The sequence below is a fragment of the Olleya namhaensis genome (assembly GCF_900114005.1).
Lineage (GTDB): Bacteria > Bacteroidota > Bacteroidia > Flavobacteriales > Flavobacteriaceae > Olleya > Olleya namhaensis.
Map to the genome: position 1 here is coordinate 1 of NZ_FORM01000008.1, position 16,352 is coordinate 16,352.

The 16,352-nt window shown below is 33.9% G+C and carries 13 protein-coding genes; 6 read left to right on the forward strand and 7 right to left on the reverse strand.

Annotated elements, in window-relative coordinates:
• A partial coding sequence (locus tag BMZ09_RS16365; protein ID WP_245741149.1) for a PKD domain-containing protein occupies positions 1–3,485 on the reverse strand: 3,485 nt, incomplete at its 3' end.
• A 46-nt stretch (positions 3,486–3,531) separates the two neighbouring features.
• Positions 3,532–4,008 carry a hypothetical protein gene (locus BMZ09_RS12610; RefSeq protein ID WP_090841171.1) on the reverse strand — a complete coding sequence of 159 codons (477 nt, stop codon included), beginning with the start codon at positions 4,006–4,008 and terminating at the stop codon, positions 3,532–3,534.
• 198 nt (positions 4,009–4,206) lie between these two features.
• On the opposite strand from BMZ09_RS12610, the gene folE reads away from it, so the two are divergent.
• From folE to BMZ09_RS12640, 6 genes are all read left to right on the forward strand, one after another.
• On the forward strand, positions 4,207–4,884 hold the full coding sequence (folE, locus tag BMZ09_RS12615) for a GTP cyclohydrolase I FolE (RefSeq protein WP_090841173.1): 678 nt from the start codon (positions 4,207–4,209) through the stop codon (positions 4,882–4,884).
• Between the two features lie 9 nt (positions 4,885–4,893).
• Complete coding sequence (cysS, locus tag BMZ09_RS12620; protein ID WP_090841175.1) at positions 4,894–6,378, forward strand: cysteine--tRNA ligase; 1,485 nt, start codon at positions 4,894–4,896, stop codon at positions 6,376–6,378.
• Between the two features lie 43 nt (positions 6,379–6,421).
• Entirely contained in the window at positions 6,422–6,643 is a 222-nt protein-coding gene (gene yidD, locus BMZ09_RS12625) for a membrane protein insertion efficiency factor YidD (RefSeq protein WP_090841177.1), read from the forward strand.
• Between the two features lie 187 nt (positions 6,644–6,830).
• Complete coding sequence (gene lgt, locus BMZ09_RS12630) at positions 6,831–7,760, forward strand: prolipoprotein diacylglyceryl transferase (protein WP_090841179.1); 930 nt, start codon at positions 6,831–6,833, stop codon at positions 7,758–7,760.
• A complete protein-coding gene (locus BMZ09_RS12635) occupies positions 7,760–8,263 on the forward strand; it encodes a DUF192 domain-containing protein (protein ID WP_090841182.1) in 504 nt (167 codons plus the stop codon). The genes lgt and BMZ09_RS12635 overlap by 1 nt, the downstream gene beginning before the upstream one ends.
• A 9-nt stretch (positions 8,264–8,272) precedes the next feature.
• Complete coding sequence (locus tag BMZ09_RS12640) at positions 8,273–9,130, forward strand: alpha/beta hydrolase family protein (RefSeq protein ID WP_090841184.1); 858 nt, start codon at positions 8,273–8,275, stop codon at positions 9,128–9,130.
• A gap of 229 nt (positions 9,131–9,359) precedes the next feature.
• Here the strand turns inward: BMZ09_RS12640 and secDF are convergent, their stop codons facing one another.
• The 5 genes from secDF to BMZ09_RS12665 all read right to left on the reverse strand — a co-directional run bounded on the left by secDF (position 9,360) and on the right by BMZ09_RS12665 (position 16,225).
• A complete protein-coding gene (gene secDF, locus BMZ09_RS12645; protein WP_090841186.1) occupies positions 9,360–12,374 on the reverse strand; it encodes a protein translocase subunit SecDF in 3,015 nt (1,004 codons plus the stop codon).
• 155 nt (positions 12,375–12,529) lie between these two features.
• Positions 12,530–13,120, reverse strand: a complete 591-nt coding sequence (locus BMZ09_RS12650) for a hypothetical protein (protein ID WP_090841188.1) — start codon at positions 13,118–13,120, stop codon at positions 12,530–12,532.
• A gap of 122 nt (positions 13,121–13,242) precedes the next feature.
• A complete protein-coding gene (locus tag BMZ09_RS12655; protein WP_090841190.1) occupies positions 13,243–13,893 on the reverse strand; it encodes a DUF4412 domain-containing protein in 651 nt (216 codons plus the stop codon).
• 298 nt (positions 13,894–14,191) lie between these two features.
• Entirely contained in the window at positions 14,192–15,118 is a 927-nt protein-coding gene (locus BMZ09_RS12660; protein ID WP_090841192.1) for a malate dehydrogenase, read from the reverse strand.
• Positions 15,119–15,211: 93 nt separating this feature from the next.
• Positions 15,212–16,225, reverse strand: a complete 1,014-nt coding sequence (locus tag BMZ09_RS12665) for a DUF6588 family protein (RefSeq protein WP_090841194.1) — start codon at positions 16,223–16,225, stop codon at positions 15,212–15,214.
• Positions 16,226–16,352 lie beyond the last annotated feature (127 nt).

A 16,352-nucleotide genomic window follows, 5' to 3' on the forward strand; every position in this document is an offset into this window, starting at 1 on the left:
GCATTAGTCCCTGAATCTGCTTCCGCTTGTGTTAAATAATAACTTACTGCGTATGCAGGGTTACCACCACTTATTTCGTTGTTTTTAAGACTTAAATCAATTGAAGTTAAACCATCAGGCGTACCATTATCACAAACAATTAAGGGGGTTGGAGTTACCGCTACAGGTTCTGGATAAACCGTTACTGCAACATTAGTCGTTGTAGGACAAGCTCCATTAGTTGAATAATCAATACTATAAGTTGTATTAGAAATACCTCCAGTAATTAATCCGGAAGCCGCGTCTAAAACAACAGTATCTCCTGCTGCTGGTGGTGAATTAAAAGTAAAAGCACCTCCTGTTAATCCTGTAATAGTCGCTATTGCACCATCACAAGTAGGAGTATATGTAAATGAAGAGTCATCTGCCGAAAGTACATTCAGCACCTGAGTGCTAGTCCCTGTACAAGCACCAGCTGTGGTATACTCTATAGTATAACTTGCTCCTGGTGTTGCAGAAGTTACCGTTCCGGTATTCACATCTATAACAGCTGAATCTGAAACCGCAGGGTTAAATGAATAAGTCCCGCCAGATGTAACTACAGAGTCCACTGTACCTCCATTACAATCCGCTAACACAGTAAATCCTGGATCATCTTGATTTAAAACCGTTACATTTTGGAAACTATCATCTGGACAAGGTCCTGACGTCGTGTACTGAACAGTATAAGTTGTTCCTGAAACTCCTGAAGTAACCTCTCCTGTTGCTACATCTATAACTGCACCATCAGAAACTGATGGATTAAAAGCAAATACACCTCCAGTGTCTCCAATTATATTCATTGTTGCTCCATCACAATTTTCAATAACAGAGAATGTTGCATCTTCCGAAGCAAAAACGGTTACATCTTGAGTACTACTTTCCGGACAACTTCCTCCTGTAGTATATTCAACAGTATATGTTGTACCCGATGTACCGGCAGTAATTGTTCCGGTAGCTGCATCAATAACAGCTCCATCTGTAGGTATTGGATTAAAAGTAAATGTACCACCTGGCGTAGCTACTGTATCTACTGTACCTCCATCACATGTTGGTAACATTGTAAATGAGGCATCGTCAGTAGTCTGAACAAGTAAAACTTGATCTGTAGAAGACGGACATACACCTGCTGTCGTGTATTGTATTGTATAACTAACACCACTAAGTCCATTAGTAACTTCTCCTGTAGCTGCATTTATTGTTGCACCATCTCCTAAATCAGGATTTAGAGTAAATGTTCCACCTGTTGTGGCAACAGTACCAATAGTTCCACCGGAACAATTTGGCGTTACTGTAAAAGAGGAATCATCATTTGCAGTTACAATTAGGTCAAAAACAGGTGTTGGAGACGCAATATAACATGCAGCATCACCAGCCACTTGGACTCTAACATAAATAGGTTGTGGATTTACGGTATTGGTATAATCACTAACTAAAGCAGTACTTGCTATTCCCGCGTCTGCATCTGCAAAACTTAAATAATAAGTAACAATAAAGTTAGCAGAAGATTGTGTCCCTAAAATAAATGGATTTTGACTTTCTAAATCAAAAGGTGCAAATCCATCATTTGATGGATCATCACAAGTAACCATGTCTGGCGCAGGATTAATTGTTGGTTGAGTCGTTATATTTAAAGTAAATGTTTCCGTTTCAAAACAACCTGATGTTAAATATTCTATTCTAACATAAATAGATTGAGGCACTCCTAACACAGCAGTAGAACTATAACTATTTGGTGTTGCAATCGCTCCTGTACCACTTGTTGCATCCGCTAGACTTTCGTAATAAGTGATGTTTAAATCACCAGCTATAGTAGATGAAGCAGTCATAACAGCATCGTTTTGAGTCAAATCAAAAACATATGGTGCAGCACCTGGATTACATAAAAACAAATCATTTGGTAAATCATTATCTATTTCTGGTAAAACATCGATACAAACAACTTCAGTATATTCACAACCAAAATCATCCGTAGTTCTATAAGTATAACAGTGTGTACCCGCTGTTGCTGGCTGTACCGTTATATCATTACCTGTAGTCGCAGTAATTGAAGAATCTGCATCCCATCCTTCTGTCACCGTTGTTGGTGTAAACGATAATTCTGGCGGTTGTAATGCCGGATCAAATTCTATACTCCAAGAAAAAATATACCCATTATCAACAGATAAATTATCAACCACACGAATGGTCCAATCACCATTTAATGGACTACCTAACAAAGAGTTAAAACTTTCGACAGGTAAATATGTTCCTGTTAACCATGAGTTACCAGGTGGATTTGATCCTGCTGTTACCGTTGGAGCATCACCTAACAAAACCGCAGCAGACATAGAAAAACAGTATTCTTCTCCAACACCCGGAGTATTTGTTCCATCATCATTAGCACCTCCAAAATAAGTACCACCACCTGCTTGATCAAACAACTGCGCTTGTAAACCTGAAGGTCCTGTAATAAAAATATCTAAATCTCCAGAAAAAGAATGCTCCATATTAACACAAATACTTGTTATTTGGTTAATATCGGTTAAGGTTAATGATGACTCATAACAATCCACTGTAATAGCTGTTTGATACGACGCCCCACTACCATCTGGCAAAAATGTTGTACCACTTACTGGTGGTGTACAGTCATTAATAAATTGTACTGGATTTACAACGCCATTTAAAGTTGTAGAGTCTCCAAAACAAATAACACTATCCACTGCATCAGTTCCTGTAAAATCTGGAGCTGTACCAACTTGTATTACTTGATTAATTAAATTGGTATTAGCACAACCGTCAGGATCAGCACTAGTATTAGTATCAGTAACATTCAAATTGACAATATAAACACCTGGAGTGCTATAAGAAAATGTTGCCGATTGTCCAGCAATAAAATTACCATCACCTAAATCCCACTCATAACTAGCCCCAGTACCATCTACTGAAAATGTTGCGCTTCCGTCTAAAGTAATAGGCTCATCAGGACAAACTCTAATATAACCATCGCCATTTGGAGCTGGTGTTGCTGTATCAATTTGAGAAACTATTGTTTGACAAGGTTCAAAACAAGAAATTGTTGCTGCCCAACCCGATGCGTTTGGTGCCCCATCAGAAACAAATTGAATAGTTAAACATCCCGATGTATTTTCTGGGGTAGCCGTAACAAAACCTGGACTAGCGCCTCCTCCTCCTCCTGAGAAGGTTCCAAATGCTGGAGCAGAAACATCATCTCCATTAAAAATAGTCATGACATCCGTATTCAGCCCTGTACTAAAAGCAGTAAAATCTAACTGCACAAGATTACCAGGAGAATCTGGACAAATAGTTAAAATAAAACTTTCGTTATCACCATAATTAGCTGATGGCCCTCCCGAATCGTAAAATACACCACCACATTGATTAACGGTAGCAGTTTGCATTAATACATCTTGAGAGAAAGCGATAAATGAATTTAATAATATAAGAGCTACTAAAAACTTTTTCATTGGTATATGTTTATGATATAATAGTCAGTGTAATCTAACTAATAAATTATTTTCTAAAGGTTTGCGATTTGATAATTATGAAGTACTCCGTGTTATCAATTCTATATATGCTAGAACCTACTCCAAAAAACTGAAGGTTATATTTTAACACATTAAAAGTTGAAGCATCATAAGATGCATCAGCTACAAGGTTTTTATTATAATTATTAAAAAGACCAACCTCACTTAGCAACTTATACTTTGCAGTATTACCAACTAAACTTGTTATTTTCTCAATAGATACTCTATTTCTAAGTAAATGCTTAAAATCTTTAATACGCTGAGGGTAACTTAACACATACGTTTGTAGCTTATCTTGATACACTTCTTTAAGCATAGCCATCTCTGATGCTGTTAAAGGTGCCTCAACATTTTTGTTGTATTTAACTAATTGTGTTTTTGCTTTTTTTTCAGTTTGTGCCTCACTTTGTTGAGAAAACAACAATAAGCCAAATAATAGGGTATAGAAAACTCTAAGTCTCATGGTTTTTTTAGGATAAAATTAGATTCGAAAATTAAGAAAATTTTAATAAACAATATGTTAATACCGTTATCTAATTAACTTTTTTTTTACACTTATACATATAACAAGTACATTTAACAAAACCCTACCCTCAATCAAATTTATTTATTGTTTATCTTTGCAAACTATTTTAAACACCATTTTACAGACTTTATTTAAATGAAGATTGAAAACAATATAGACGACAACGATGCTATTGGCGAAAACCATATTGGCACAAATCACGATACTCCATTAAGAGCCGATGCTTTTGACTTATCAGATGCTGATAAAATTGAGAGCATAAAAAAAGATGTCACTAAAATATTAGAGACTTTAGGTTTAGACTTAACTGACGACAGTTTAAAAGGTACACCTAACCGTGTTGCAAAAATGTTTGTTAACGAGATTTTTGGAGGGTTACACCCAGATAAAAAACCAAAAGCATCGACTTTTGACAACAAATATCAATACGGAGAAATGCTAGTAGAAAAAAACATAACCGTTTACTCTACTTGCGAGCATCATTTACTTCCAATAGTAGGACGCGCACATGTTGCTTACATCTCTAACGGAACTGTAGTTGGACTTTCTAAAATGAATCGTATTGTAGATTACTACGCAAAACGCCCACAAGTACAAGAGCGTTTAACAATACAAATTGTAAAAGAATTACAAAAAGCTTTAGGTACGGATGATGTTGCTTGTGTTATAGATGCAAAACATTTATGTGTAAACTCTAGAGGAATTAGAGATATTGAAAGCAGCACAGTAACTTCAGAATTTGGAGGGCAATTTAAAAAGAAATCTACTAGACACGAATTCTTAGAATATATTAAACTAGAGACAAAATTTTAGTAAACAGCAATGGAACTTTACAAACATCAAAATATAAAAATATACAACTCTTTATCAGGAGAAAAAGACAACTTTAAATCTATTAACGAGGGTTATATTGGCATGTATGTTTGTGGACCAACCGTTTACAGTAACGTCCATTTAGGAAACGTTAGGACCTTTATGTCCTTTGATGTGATCTTTAGATATCTTAAACATCTTGGATACAAAGTCCGCTATGTTAGAAATATCACCGATGCTGGACATTTAGAAAATGATGCGGATGCTGGCGAAGATAAAATTACTAAAAAGGCAAGGTTAGAAGAGATTGAACCTATGGAAGTTGTACAACGTTACACAGTAGATTTCCATAACATATTAAATACATTTAATTTTTTACCACCAAGCATAGAGCCTACTGCAACCGGTCATATTATTGAGCAGATAGAGTTAATTAAAACCATTATTGACAATGGTTTTGGTTACGAGGTTAATGGCTCTGTCTATTTTGATGTACATAAATATAACGAAACTAACAATTACGGCATTTTAAGTAAACGTAAGTTAGAAGATTTAATACATAACACTAGAGCACTAGACGGGCAATCGGACAAGAAAAATCCACAAGATTTTGCCCTTTGGAAAAAAGCCGAACCTACGCACATCATGCGTTGGCCATCTCCTTGGAGTGACGGTTTTCCTGGATGGCATTTAGAATGTACTGCTATGAGTACTAAATATCTTGGGGATCATTTTGATATCCATGGTGGCGGAATGGACTTAAAATTCCCGCATCACGAGTGCGAAATCGCTCAAAATCAAGCAGCACTAGGAAAATCTCCAGTAAACTATTGGATGCACGCCAACATGCTAGAGCTTAACGGACAACGCATGTCTAAATCTACGGGTAATACTGTAAATCCTGACGAGTTATTATCCGGTAATAATGCCTTTTTTAGTAAAGCCTATACACCAAGTGTTATCAGGTTTTTTGTAGCACAATCATCATACCGTAGTATTTTAGACCTTACTGATGACGGGTTATTAGCCAGTGAAAAAGGGTACAATCGTTTGATGGAAGGCGTAAGCCAACTAGACCATTTAAAAACATCAAAAACATCTACATTAAACATTGACGCTTGGAAGCAAAAATGTTACGATGCCATGAATGATGATTTTAACACACCAATTGCAATTGCAAACTTATTTGAAGGTGTTAAATACATCAATCAAATAAAAGAAGGAACTGAGACAATTTCAGCGCAAGATTTAGAAACTTTTAAAGCAACAATAAATGCTTTTGTATTTGATATTCTAGGATTAAAAAATGACAAAGCAGCAGCCGGAACTGGAACAGATAAATTAGCAGGAGCCGTACAACTATTAATCAAATTACGTCAAGAAGCTAGGATCAATAAAGACTTTGCTTTATCCGATCAAATCAGAGACGAGCTAGCGGAAGCAGGAATACAACTTAACGATGGTAGAGAAGGCACAACCTTTTCTACAAACTAAATAAATTACCCAAGTCCTTTCTTCAAGAAAGGACTTTTTTATTATGAAAAAAATAATAATCGCACCATTCCTCTTTTTAATTAAGGTTTATCAAAACCTCATCTCTCCATTTACACCCGCAACTTGCAGATACCAACCTACCTGTTCAAGTTACACAAAAGAAGCCTTACAAAAACACGGATTACTTAAAGGATTAAAATTAAGCATTAAACGCATTTTTAGCTGTCATCCTTGGGGCGGTAGCGGTTACGACCCAGTACCCTAATTATTTGGGCGTTTTAACAGGCTGTCCGTTATATCTTTTTTAAGAAAAATAAAAAAGGATGCCACTTCCATCCCTAACGCCTATGCGACAAGATTTAGTAATAACATTAATTTATTGCTAAACCTTTGCAAAGTAATTCTGATAAATACAGCATAAATACTATATTTACAACTCCAAAAAACAAACTATGTACATACTTAAATTTGATTGGAATCCTTTAACAGGAATCGACATAATAGGTAATTTTAAAATACACTTTTATAGCTTAATGTGGATAGCAGCATTTGTTATCGGGCACGCCATAATGAAACGTATTTTTAAACGCGAAAAAATAAATCTAGAATTTTTAGATCCTTTATTTATATACACCGTTTTAGCAACCATGCTTGGTGCACGTTTAGGACATGTTATATTTTATCAACCTGAATTATTTACTCAAGACTTTTTTAGTGTCTTTTTACCGTTTAAATTTAAAGGTGGATTTGAGTTTCAAGGCTTTCAAGGATTAGCAAGTCACGGAGCAGCAATAGGTATTATTGTCGGGATGTACTTGTACCGCAAAAAATACAACTACAAATCTTTAATGTGGATTTTAGACCGTATTGTTATACCTGTAGCTTCTGGAGCTATTTTTATAAGATTAGGTAATTTTATAAACTCAGAGATTATTGGAAAAGTAACCGACTCTGATTTAGGCGTTAGATTTGTACAAAACTTTTATAATAAATATGAAATTGTACAAAAAACAGGTATTGAAGACGTTAAAAAAGCCTATGCTTCTATAACTGATAATCCAAATATGGTCGAGCTATTAAACGCTGTACCTTATAGACATGCTGCACAATTATATGAGTCGTTTTGCTATATTTTTGTATTCTTAATTTTATGGTTTGTTTATACTAAAACAACCAAAAAAGATCAAACTGGATTTTTATTCGGGTTCTTTTTAATACTACTTTGGAGTGTTAGATTTTTTGTCGAATATGTTAAAGAACCACAAGGAGACGAATTTATTAATTGGTTTGGACTTAACACTGGACAATGGTTAAGTATTCCTTTTATTTTAATTGGTCTTTATTTTATGTTTATTTACAAACCAAAAACTGTTATCAAATAATGAAACTATTTTTAAAACCTTATACTCTTATTTTAATTGTGCTTATCGCGTTTAGCTTTACATCTTGCAAAGAAGACAAAGCAATTACACCTGTTAAAATAGAATTTAAAAAAGAAGGAGAACTAACCCTTTTTAAAGGCACTACAGACACAATAATTAAAGTCTTTAATATTGAGGTAGCAAAAACGGATTACGAGATACAAACCGGTTTAATGTACCGTGACAGCATGAAGGATAACCAAGGGATGTTATTTGTGTTTCCAGAAGTAAGACAACGTTCTTTTTACATGAAAAACACACGTATGCCTTTAGATTTAATCTTCTTTGACCACAACAAACGTATTGTTAGTTTTCAAGAAAACGCAAAACCAATGGACGAAAGCGGTTTACCGTCTAACACGCCAGCACAATTTGTTTTAGAACTTAACGCAGGAATGGCGCAAAAGCTATTACTTGATGTTGGTGATAAAATGGACTATTTTGAGTACATCTTAGAAAAGTAAATTCACTTTATGTCTATTGAAACTTTTAAAATACAAACTGGCTTAAACAGATGTATTTCGGTTTCAAAATTTAAACCAAAATTATCTAATAACAAAAGCATTGTTATATCATCCGCAACAGGTGTTTTACAAAGATATTATTCAAAATTTGCTTTACATTTTGCGGTATTAGGGTATACTATTTACACTTTTGATTATTCAGGCATTGGAGACTCTGATGCCAATAATTTAAAAGAAAACACGTGTAACCTTAATGATTGGGCTATTGACCAAAGCAAGGTTTTAGCTTTTGCAAAAAAAGAAAATACAGCACACAACTTAACACTTGTTACACATAGTATTGGTGGGCAACTTATTGGATTAAATCCAAACATTAAGTTAGCAGATTCCATTATTATGGTTTGCTCTCAAAGTGGCTATTGGAAATTATTTAATGGTTTTTCACGTTTTAAAATGTATACATTTTGGCATGTATTAATACCTGTTCTAACGCCTTTATATGGTTATTTTCCTGCTAAACATTTAGGTCTTTTTGAAAACATCCCAAAACAAGTGGTCTATCAATGGAGAAAATGGGGACTACATCCTGAGTATTTCCTTTCGGAATATAACACCAACGATTTACAGTTTAAAAACATTACTTGCGACGTTGTATCTATAAGCTTTCCTGAAGACGCGTTTGCTTCTAAAGCCAGTGTAGACTGGCTAACTAATAGATTTAGCAAAGCTAATGTAACTAGGCAGCATATTATCCCTAAAGATATAAATACCAATACTATTGGTCATTTTGGCTTTTTTAAGGAGTCTTTTAAAAATCCACTTTGGTCATTTACTAAACATTGGATAGAAAAAAACGACTTAAGCTAATTAGCCCGCGTTAAGGATTGATGTGGAAATCCTTTTTGTGAGGCACGAGCAAAAAGATTGTAACGGAAAGCCTGACGCACTTTTGCAACTAAAAGCAAAAGTGGGTAACGCCCTAAAAAATCATATGGATTGATTTAAAAAGATTGCTTAACTCTACTCGCAATGACACAAAACAAAAAAGCCTTTCTAAATTAATAGAAAGGCTTTTTTTATACTGTTTAGTTTATGACTACTTCACTACTGTTTCGTCAACTACTACTTCTTTCTTTTTTAATGCATCTGCTGCATTTCCTTTTTTAACAAAGTCAAACATGATTGGCGTTGCTATAAATAAAGATGAGTATGTACCTACTACTACACCAATAATTAAGGCAAACATAAATCCTCTAATTGAGTCTCCACCAAAAATAAAGATTGCTAATAATACTACTAAAGTAGTTAAAGATGTATTTAACGTACGACTTAAAGTACTACTTAATGAGGTATCAATTACTTTATCAAATGCCCACTCTGTATGCTCGTTAAAAAATTCACGAATTCTATCAAATACTACTACCGTATCATTTAATGAGTATCCAATTACTGTAAGGATTGCTGCTATAAATGCTTGGTCGATTTCCATTGAGAATGGCATAAACTTGTATGTTAAAGAGAATACTCCTAATACGATGATAACATCATGGAATACTGCTGCTACTGCACCAAGTGAGAATTGCCATCTCTTGAAACGGAATAAGATATATAAGAACACTACAACTAAAGATCCTAAGACTGCCCAGAAAGACGCTTGCTTAATATCATCTGCAATTGATGGACTTACTTTATATTGATCCATAATACCTACTTGCTTATTAGCTTTAGATAGGTCTTTAAAATCTTGGAAAGAAACACCTGTTAAATAAGGTTGTAATGCATCAAACATTTTAACTCTTACTTCTTCGTCAACTTCGTTAGCTGTTTCGTTAATTTTATATTTAGTAGATATTTTTAAGTTATTCTCGTCACCAACAGTTTTTACTGTAGCACTTCCAAAAACATCTTGAGAAGCTAAAATACCTTCTATTTCTGCTGCACTTACTGGCTCTGCAAATCTAACCTGCGTTGTACGTCCTCCAACAAAATCAATACCTTGATCTAAACCATTCATGAATAAAGATCCTAAACTTATAACTAATGCTACTGCAGAAATCATGTAAGCAACTTTACGTTTTTTAAGAAACTCTATATTAATGTTTCTAAATAAGTTTTTAGTTAAACCTGTTGAGAAGTCTAATTTTCCACCTTTTTCTGCATACCAGTCTACTAATAATCTAGTAATAAAAATTGCAGTAAATAATGATGTACCAATACCTATTAATAAAGTAGTTGCAAATCCTTTAATTGGACCCGTACCAAATATAAATAAGATTAATGCTGTTAAACCTGTTGTAATGTTGGCATCTAAAATTGAAGATAATGCATTACTAAATCCATCTTGGATGGCAGCTTTTTGATCTTTACCTTTGGACAACTCTTCCCTGATACGCTCAAAGATAAGTACGTTTGCATCCACAGACATACCAATTGTTAATACAATACCTGCAATACCAGGTAACGTTAATACTGCTCCAATACCTGATAATACACCAAAGATTAATAAGATGTTAAATAACATTGCAATGTCTGCAAATAAACCTGCTTTACCGTAGTAAAATGCCATCCATATTAAAACTAATGCTAATGCAATACCAAAAGACATTGTACCACTATCAATAGCTTCTTGACCTAAAGATGGTCCTACTACACTACTTTGAATAATCTCTGCAGTTGCCGGTAATTTACCTGCACGTAACACATTTGCTAAATCCGTAGCTTCGCTTAATTTAAAGCTTCCTGAAATCTCTGTACTTCCTCCTGCTATTGGTCCAGAAGATGATGTTGGTGCAGAGTATACTGTTTTATCTAAAACAACTGCAATTTGACTTTGCGTTTTAAAAGCATCTCCTGTTAATTGCTCCCAGATTTTTGCTCCTTTACTGTTCATTTGCATACTTACAACAACCTTGTTAGCTTGGTTGTAAGATTGACGTGCATCTGTAACTACTGCTCCATTTAATGGTGGCTCGTTATCTCTGTTACCTTTTAATACATATAGGTCTACTAATTCGCTATCTTCTACTGGCTTACCAAATAAGAATTTAGTGTACCTTAAATCTGCTGGTAGTAACGCTCTAACTTCTGGCATTGCTAAGTAGTTAGCTACTTTTTCTCTATCTGCAATATTAAATTGTGCTAAAGTTGCACCAAAACCAGGTCCTGCAATTAGGTCTAATAATGGGTTAACTTCATTAATAGTTTCGTCTTGTTCTCCTGTAAGAGCAGCAATTGCTTTTTCCTCTTCAGTCATTTCTTTTTCTTCTGCGTCTGCAGTAGCGTCCGTCTTAGTAGAAGCGTTTAATTTAGTTTTTAATAAATCGTTTGCAGATAATAAAAACTGGCTAAATTGCTCTCCTTTTAAACCTTCCCAAAACTCTAACTGTGCTGTTTGAGTAATTAAATCTGTAGCACGTGCCACATCTTTAACACCTGGTAATTCTAATAATACACGCCCAGAGTTACCTAAACGTTGGATGTTTGGAGACGTTACACCAAACTCATCAATACGCTTACGTAATACTTCAAAAGCAGAAACGATTGACTCGTCAACTTTTGTTTCTAAAACTGCTTGCGCATCACTATTAGACATATTTAAGTCAATTTCTCCTACTAAAGATCTGTTAGCAAAGATATCTGGAGATGCTAATTTTTTATCTCCGTCAATATCTTCAAATGCTGTAAAGAAATCTTCTAAGTAGGTGTTTTGACTATCTTTTTGGATTTCGTCTGCATCGTCTAATGCTTTTCTGAATGTAGGATCCTTACTATCGTTTGATAATCCTACTAATAAATCTCTAACTGAGATTTGTAATATTGCTTCTAAACCACCTTTAAGGTCAAGACCTAACTTCATTGAGTTTTGCTTAACGTCCTCATAAGTGTTACCCAAGAAAACGCTTTCTTTTGAAGCTGCTAACGTATCTAAATACTTAGCCGCATACTCGCTTACTAGGTTGTTACGGTCTGTTGCTGAGGCGTCAATCTTACTTTCGGCCACTTGTGCTGCACTGTTTTCAATCGCATTATTTTTAAATGTGAAAGACAGTTGGTAAATACTTACCAACCCAAACAATACTGCAAATAATTTTACTAATCCTTTATTTTGCATGGTTTTGTTTATTTAGTCAATTTTTTTGATCGCGCAAATATATGGTATGCACGTAAATTTGACAATTATTTTTAATGGTTTAAAATGAATTGTTTATGACTCCAATAACGCGATGTTTTGAAGTCTATAAGGTAATATGATGTTATTGAAAAATATTAAGCAGTTGGTCCCGCTCTGCCTTCTGGTATATTGAAGGTCCCCTTATCTATACTAATAGAGATATTAGTATTTACTTTTTCACCAACCACAATAGGTTGATTTAATTGTATAATGTTTTCTGATATGGCAGAAAAAGATACCGTAACCTGAGAGGCTCTAGTATATTCTTGTTTTGCTTCGACAAAATATTTACCATCAAAACCTGTACCGGACTGGGTTGTAGTTTTAATTTCAAAAACATCAAAGTTGTAATTCTGACTTTGCGGATTATCAGACGGTTTATCTTGTCCAACAAGTTTGATTAACTTCTCTTTTAGTAAAATAGCTTTTACACTAGCAACAGTGGCATCACTATAATACGTGATTTTTAGTGTTCCGTTTTGCTCAATAATTGATGTGTTTTTTACACCAATACTTTTAAGTTGGCGTTTTACAACAGCAATAGTAGTTTCTGTTTGAGAAACAGTGGTTTGGTTATCAGTAAATTGAAATACAATTTGCTGATTAGGCACAGTCATTTCTTGTTGACAAACAACAAAAAATGCAAGTGCAGTGATTACAATACCAAAGTACCATTTAGACTTCATGCCTCAAATATAGAAAATAAGGTGATATTACTATAGTTTTTAAGCAATTAAATAAAGTTATAACGCAAAAAAAGAGCAGCTATTACGCTGCTCTTTTTTTGTATTTGTTTTAAAAGGAGCTATTACATTCCTTCCATTTTCTCATATCCTTCTGGAGGTGTCATATCAAACTTATCATCTGATACAGATTCTTTATTAACTCCTGTAACTTCATAAGTCATTTTCATTTGCATTCCTGACTGATTAACATTAATGGTCATTAATAATGGAAACCCTTTAAAGTCCTCTCCAAACTCAACTGTTTGTTGGTTTGAAGCTTCAATAGCTTCAGTAGTATAAATATCCATAGTCATAGTAACCCCTTGTTGGTCCATAGCTACATTATACTCATTACAAGTGTATCCTAAAATAGTTTTAGTCCCCTCTCCTTTTGTAATAGTAATTCCTGATGTATCAGGATTAGCTTCGATTTCTGTCTCTGAGTACTTCTTACCCATCATTGGGTTATTAAGTAACGTTAACATCTTTTTAGCTTGTGTATCAATTATTGAAACAGACTCACCAGACATTGGGTTATTAGTTTCAGATCTTGTTTTATCTCCTTTAAAATATGTTTTAATAGCGATATCTCCAATCATTTCGAATTGAGCCTTCATTTGCTCATTATCACTAGACATAGTCATTTTAGAATCGATTACACCTTCGGTCAATTTTTCTTGAGCAACCATAGATAAACTAAAAGTCGCTACTAATAAGAATACTAATTTTTTCATTTTGTAAAATTTGTTATGATTAATTACGGTTATGTTGTTTGCCTCATTAATGACAAATACCTTGCCACAACAATTTTACAACAATAAATAGAAAGCTACAATATTAGCTTTTTATTTAAATACTAATTTCTTAGAACGTAAAAGTAGGATTTATATCTCAAACTTAAAACAGAAAATAAAAAGTAATAGTTCAAATGCATATTATTTTGCATTTGGATTATTAAATAATACTACTTTAAACAAAAAAAAGACTGCCTTTACAGACAGTCTTTTAATTTATATAAATATTAGATACTTATTATAGCTCTAATAATGCGTTAGTTTTTTTAACACCTTCTGCAGACTCAGCTAATTTTGCTTTTTCAGCATCACTTAAGCTAATCTCTACAATTTTCTCAATTCCTTTTGCACCTAATACACAAGGTACACCAATTGATAAATCACTTAAACCAAACTCACCACTTAATAAAGCAGAACATGGGAAGATTTTTTTAGTATCACAAGCAATTGCTTGAACCATTGCAGATACTGCTGCTCCTGGCGCATACCATGCAGATGTACCTAATAAACCTGTAAGTGTTGCACCACCTACTTTAGTATCTTGTACTACTTGCTCCATTCTTTCTTCTGATAAAAACTCAGAAACTTTTACACTATTTCTAGCTGCTTTATTAATTAATGGCACCATTCCTTTATCAGAGTGTCCACCAATTACCATTCCGTCAACATCGCTAATAGGTGCTCCTAAAGCTTCTGCTAATCTGTATTTGAAACGTGCAGAGTCTAAAGCTCCACCCATACCAATAATTCTTTCTTTTGGTAATCCTGTTGTTTTATGCACTAAATAAGTCATAGTATCCATAGGGTTACTTACAACTATAATAATAGTGTTTGGAGAATTTTTGATTAAGTTAGAAGACACTGTTTTTACAATTCCTGCATTAATACCAATTAACTCTTCACGAGTCATTCCTGGTTTTCTTGGAATACCTGAAGTAATCACACAAACATCACTTCCTGCTGTTTTAGTATAATCGTTAGTTACTCCTGTAATTTTTGTATCAAAACCGTTTAATGATGCAGTTTGCATTAAATCCATTGCTTTACCTTCAGCAAAACCTTCTTTAATATCTAATAAAACTACTTCTGATGCAAAGTCTTTAATTGCAATATATTCTGCACAACTTGCTCCTACTGCTCCTGCTCCAACTACTGTTACTTTCATATCTTATTTACTATTTAAAATTAATTGTGTATGTTTTTTACTTCTTACAAAATTAACATTTTAAAATTACTTTTTATTAAGAAAATTATAAATCTAGAACATCAAATTTATTCCTAATGATGCTGTGTCAAAATCTGCTAGTGTATAAGAGGCGTTTAAACCAAAAACGCCCAATTTTAAATTCGCGCCAAGCGTAGCTGTAACACCACTTGTGTCTGATTTTACAGAGAATGGATCTACAATTTCTTCTGAAAACAAAATACCGTTTGAGACTCTGTAAGTCCCTAATAAATCTGTTTCTGATGTTGCACTTAAATATCCTATCGCTCCGTAAACATTAAAAACATCGTAATTAGTCCCAGCAATTAATTGAAATAACAAACTATTGACATTGGTTTGCACTTGTTGATTCTCGCCATCAACGACATCTGTTTTTGTAAAATCATAATTAGCATCTAAATGTGTGTATGCCACCAAACCCGAAACTGAAAGCGGAAAACTAGTCCCTTCTGGTAACCAAGCTGTAAATTCTTGCTGAAGACCAACACCGTACAATCCTATTTTAGTATCGTCTGTTTCTACTTTTGGAAAATATCTAGCTTTTATTTGTGTGCCCTTAAATACAGAAAAGCTTCCTTGTAAAAAAGCAGTCGGAATTAAATTTACATTAGCAGATCCTACGCCTGTCGGCAAAGTTAACTCTACCTCTTGATTACCAAAAATAGGATCGCTATAGGTTACAATAACATTTATTTCTGGATCATTATGTCCTAAAGCTGTTGCTACAGTTTTTGAGGCACTATTATCTGAAAATCTTATGTTTTCGTAATCTGACACATTTAAATCAAATGCTTTGTTTTCGTCCTTTATAAAAGAAGCATTTCCTATAATTGAGAATTCAAAACCATACTTTTCTGGTGATTTAGCATTATTAAACCATCCAGAACTAATCCCATAAGCCAATCCATCTGTTGCTGGCAATACATATTGTCCGGCAAACTGCTGTGCATCATTAATACCTGCTGCCAATAAATCGTTTAAGTTTTGTTGCGCAAAAGACATCTGAAAAGAAAGCGCTAATACTATTAAAATAATTGTTTTTTTCATTGTTATATATTTGTTTCTATAGGTATAAACGTAAAAATATGTGTTTTGGTTTTTCTGAGTAAAATTATTACCATCAAAAACTAGTATCGTGTTGACTTAAACCGATTCACAAAAGACATAAAAAAAG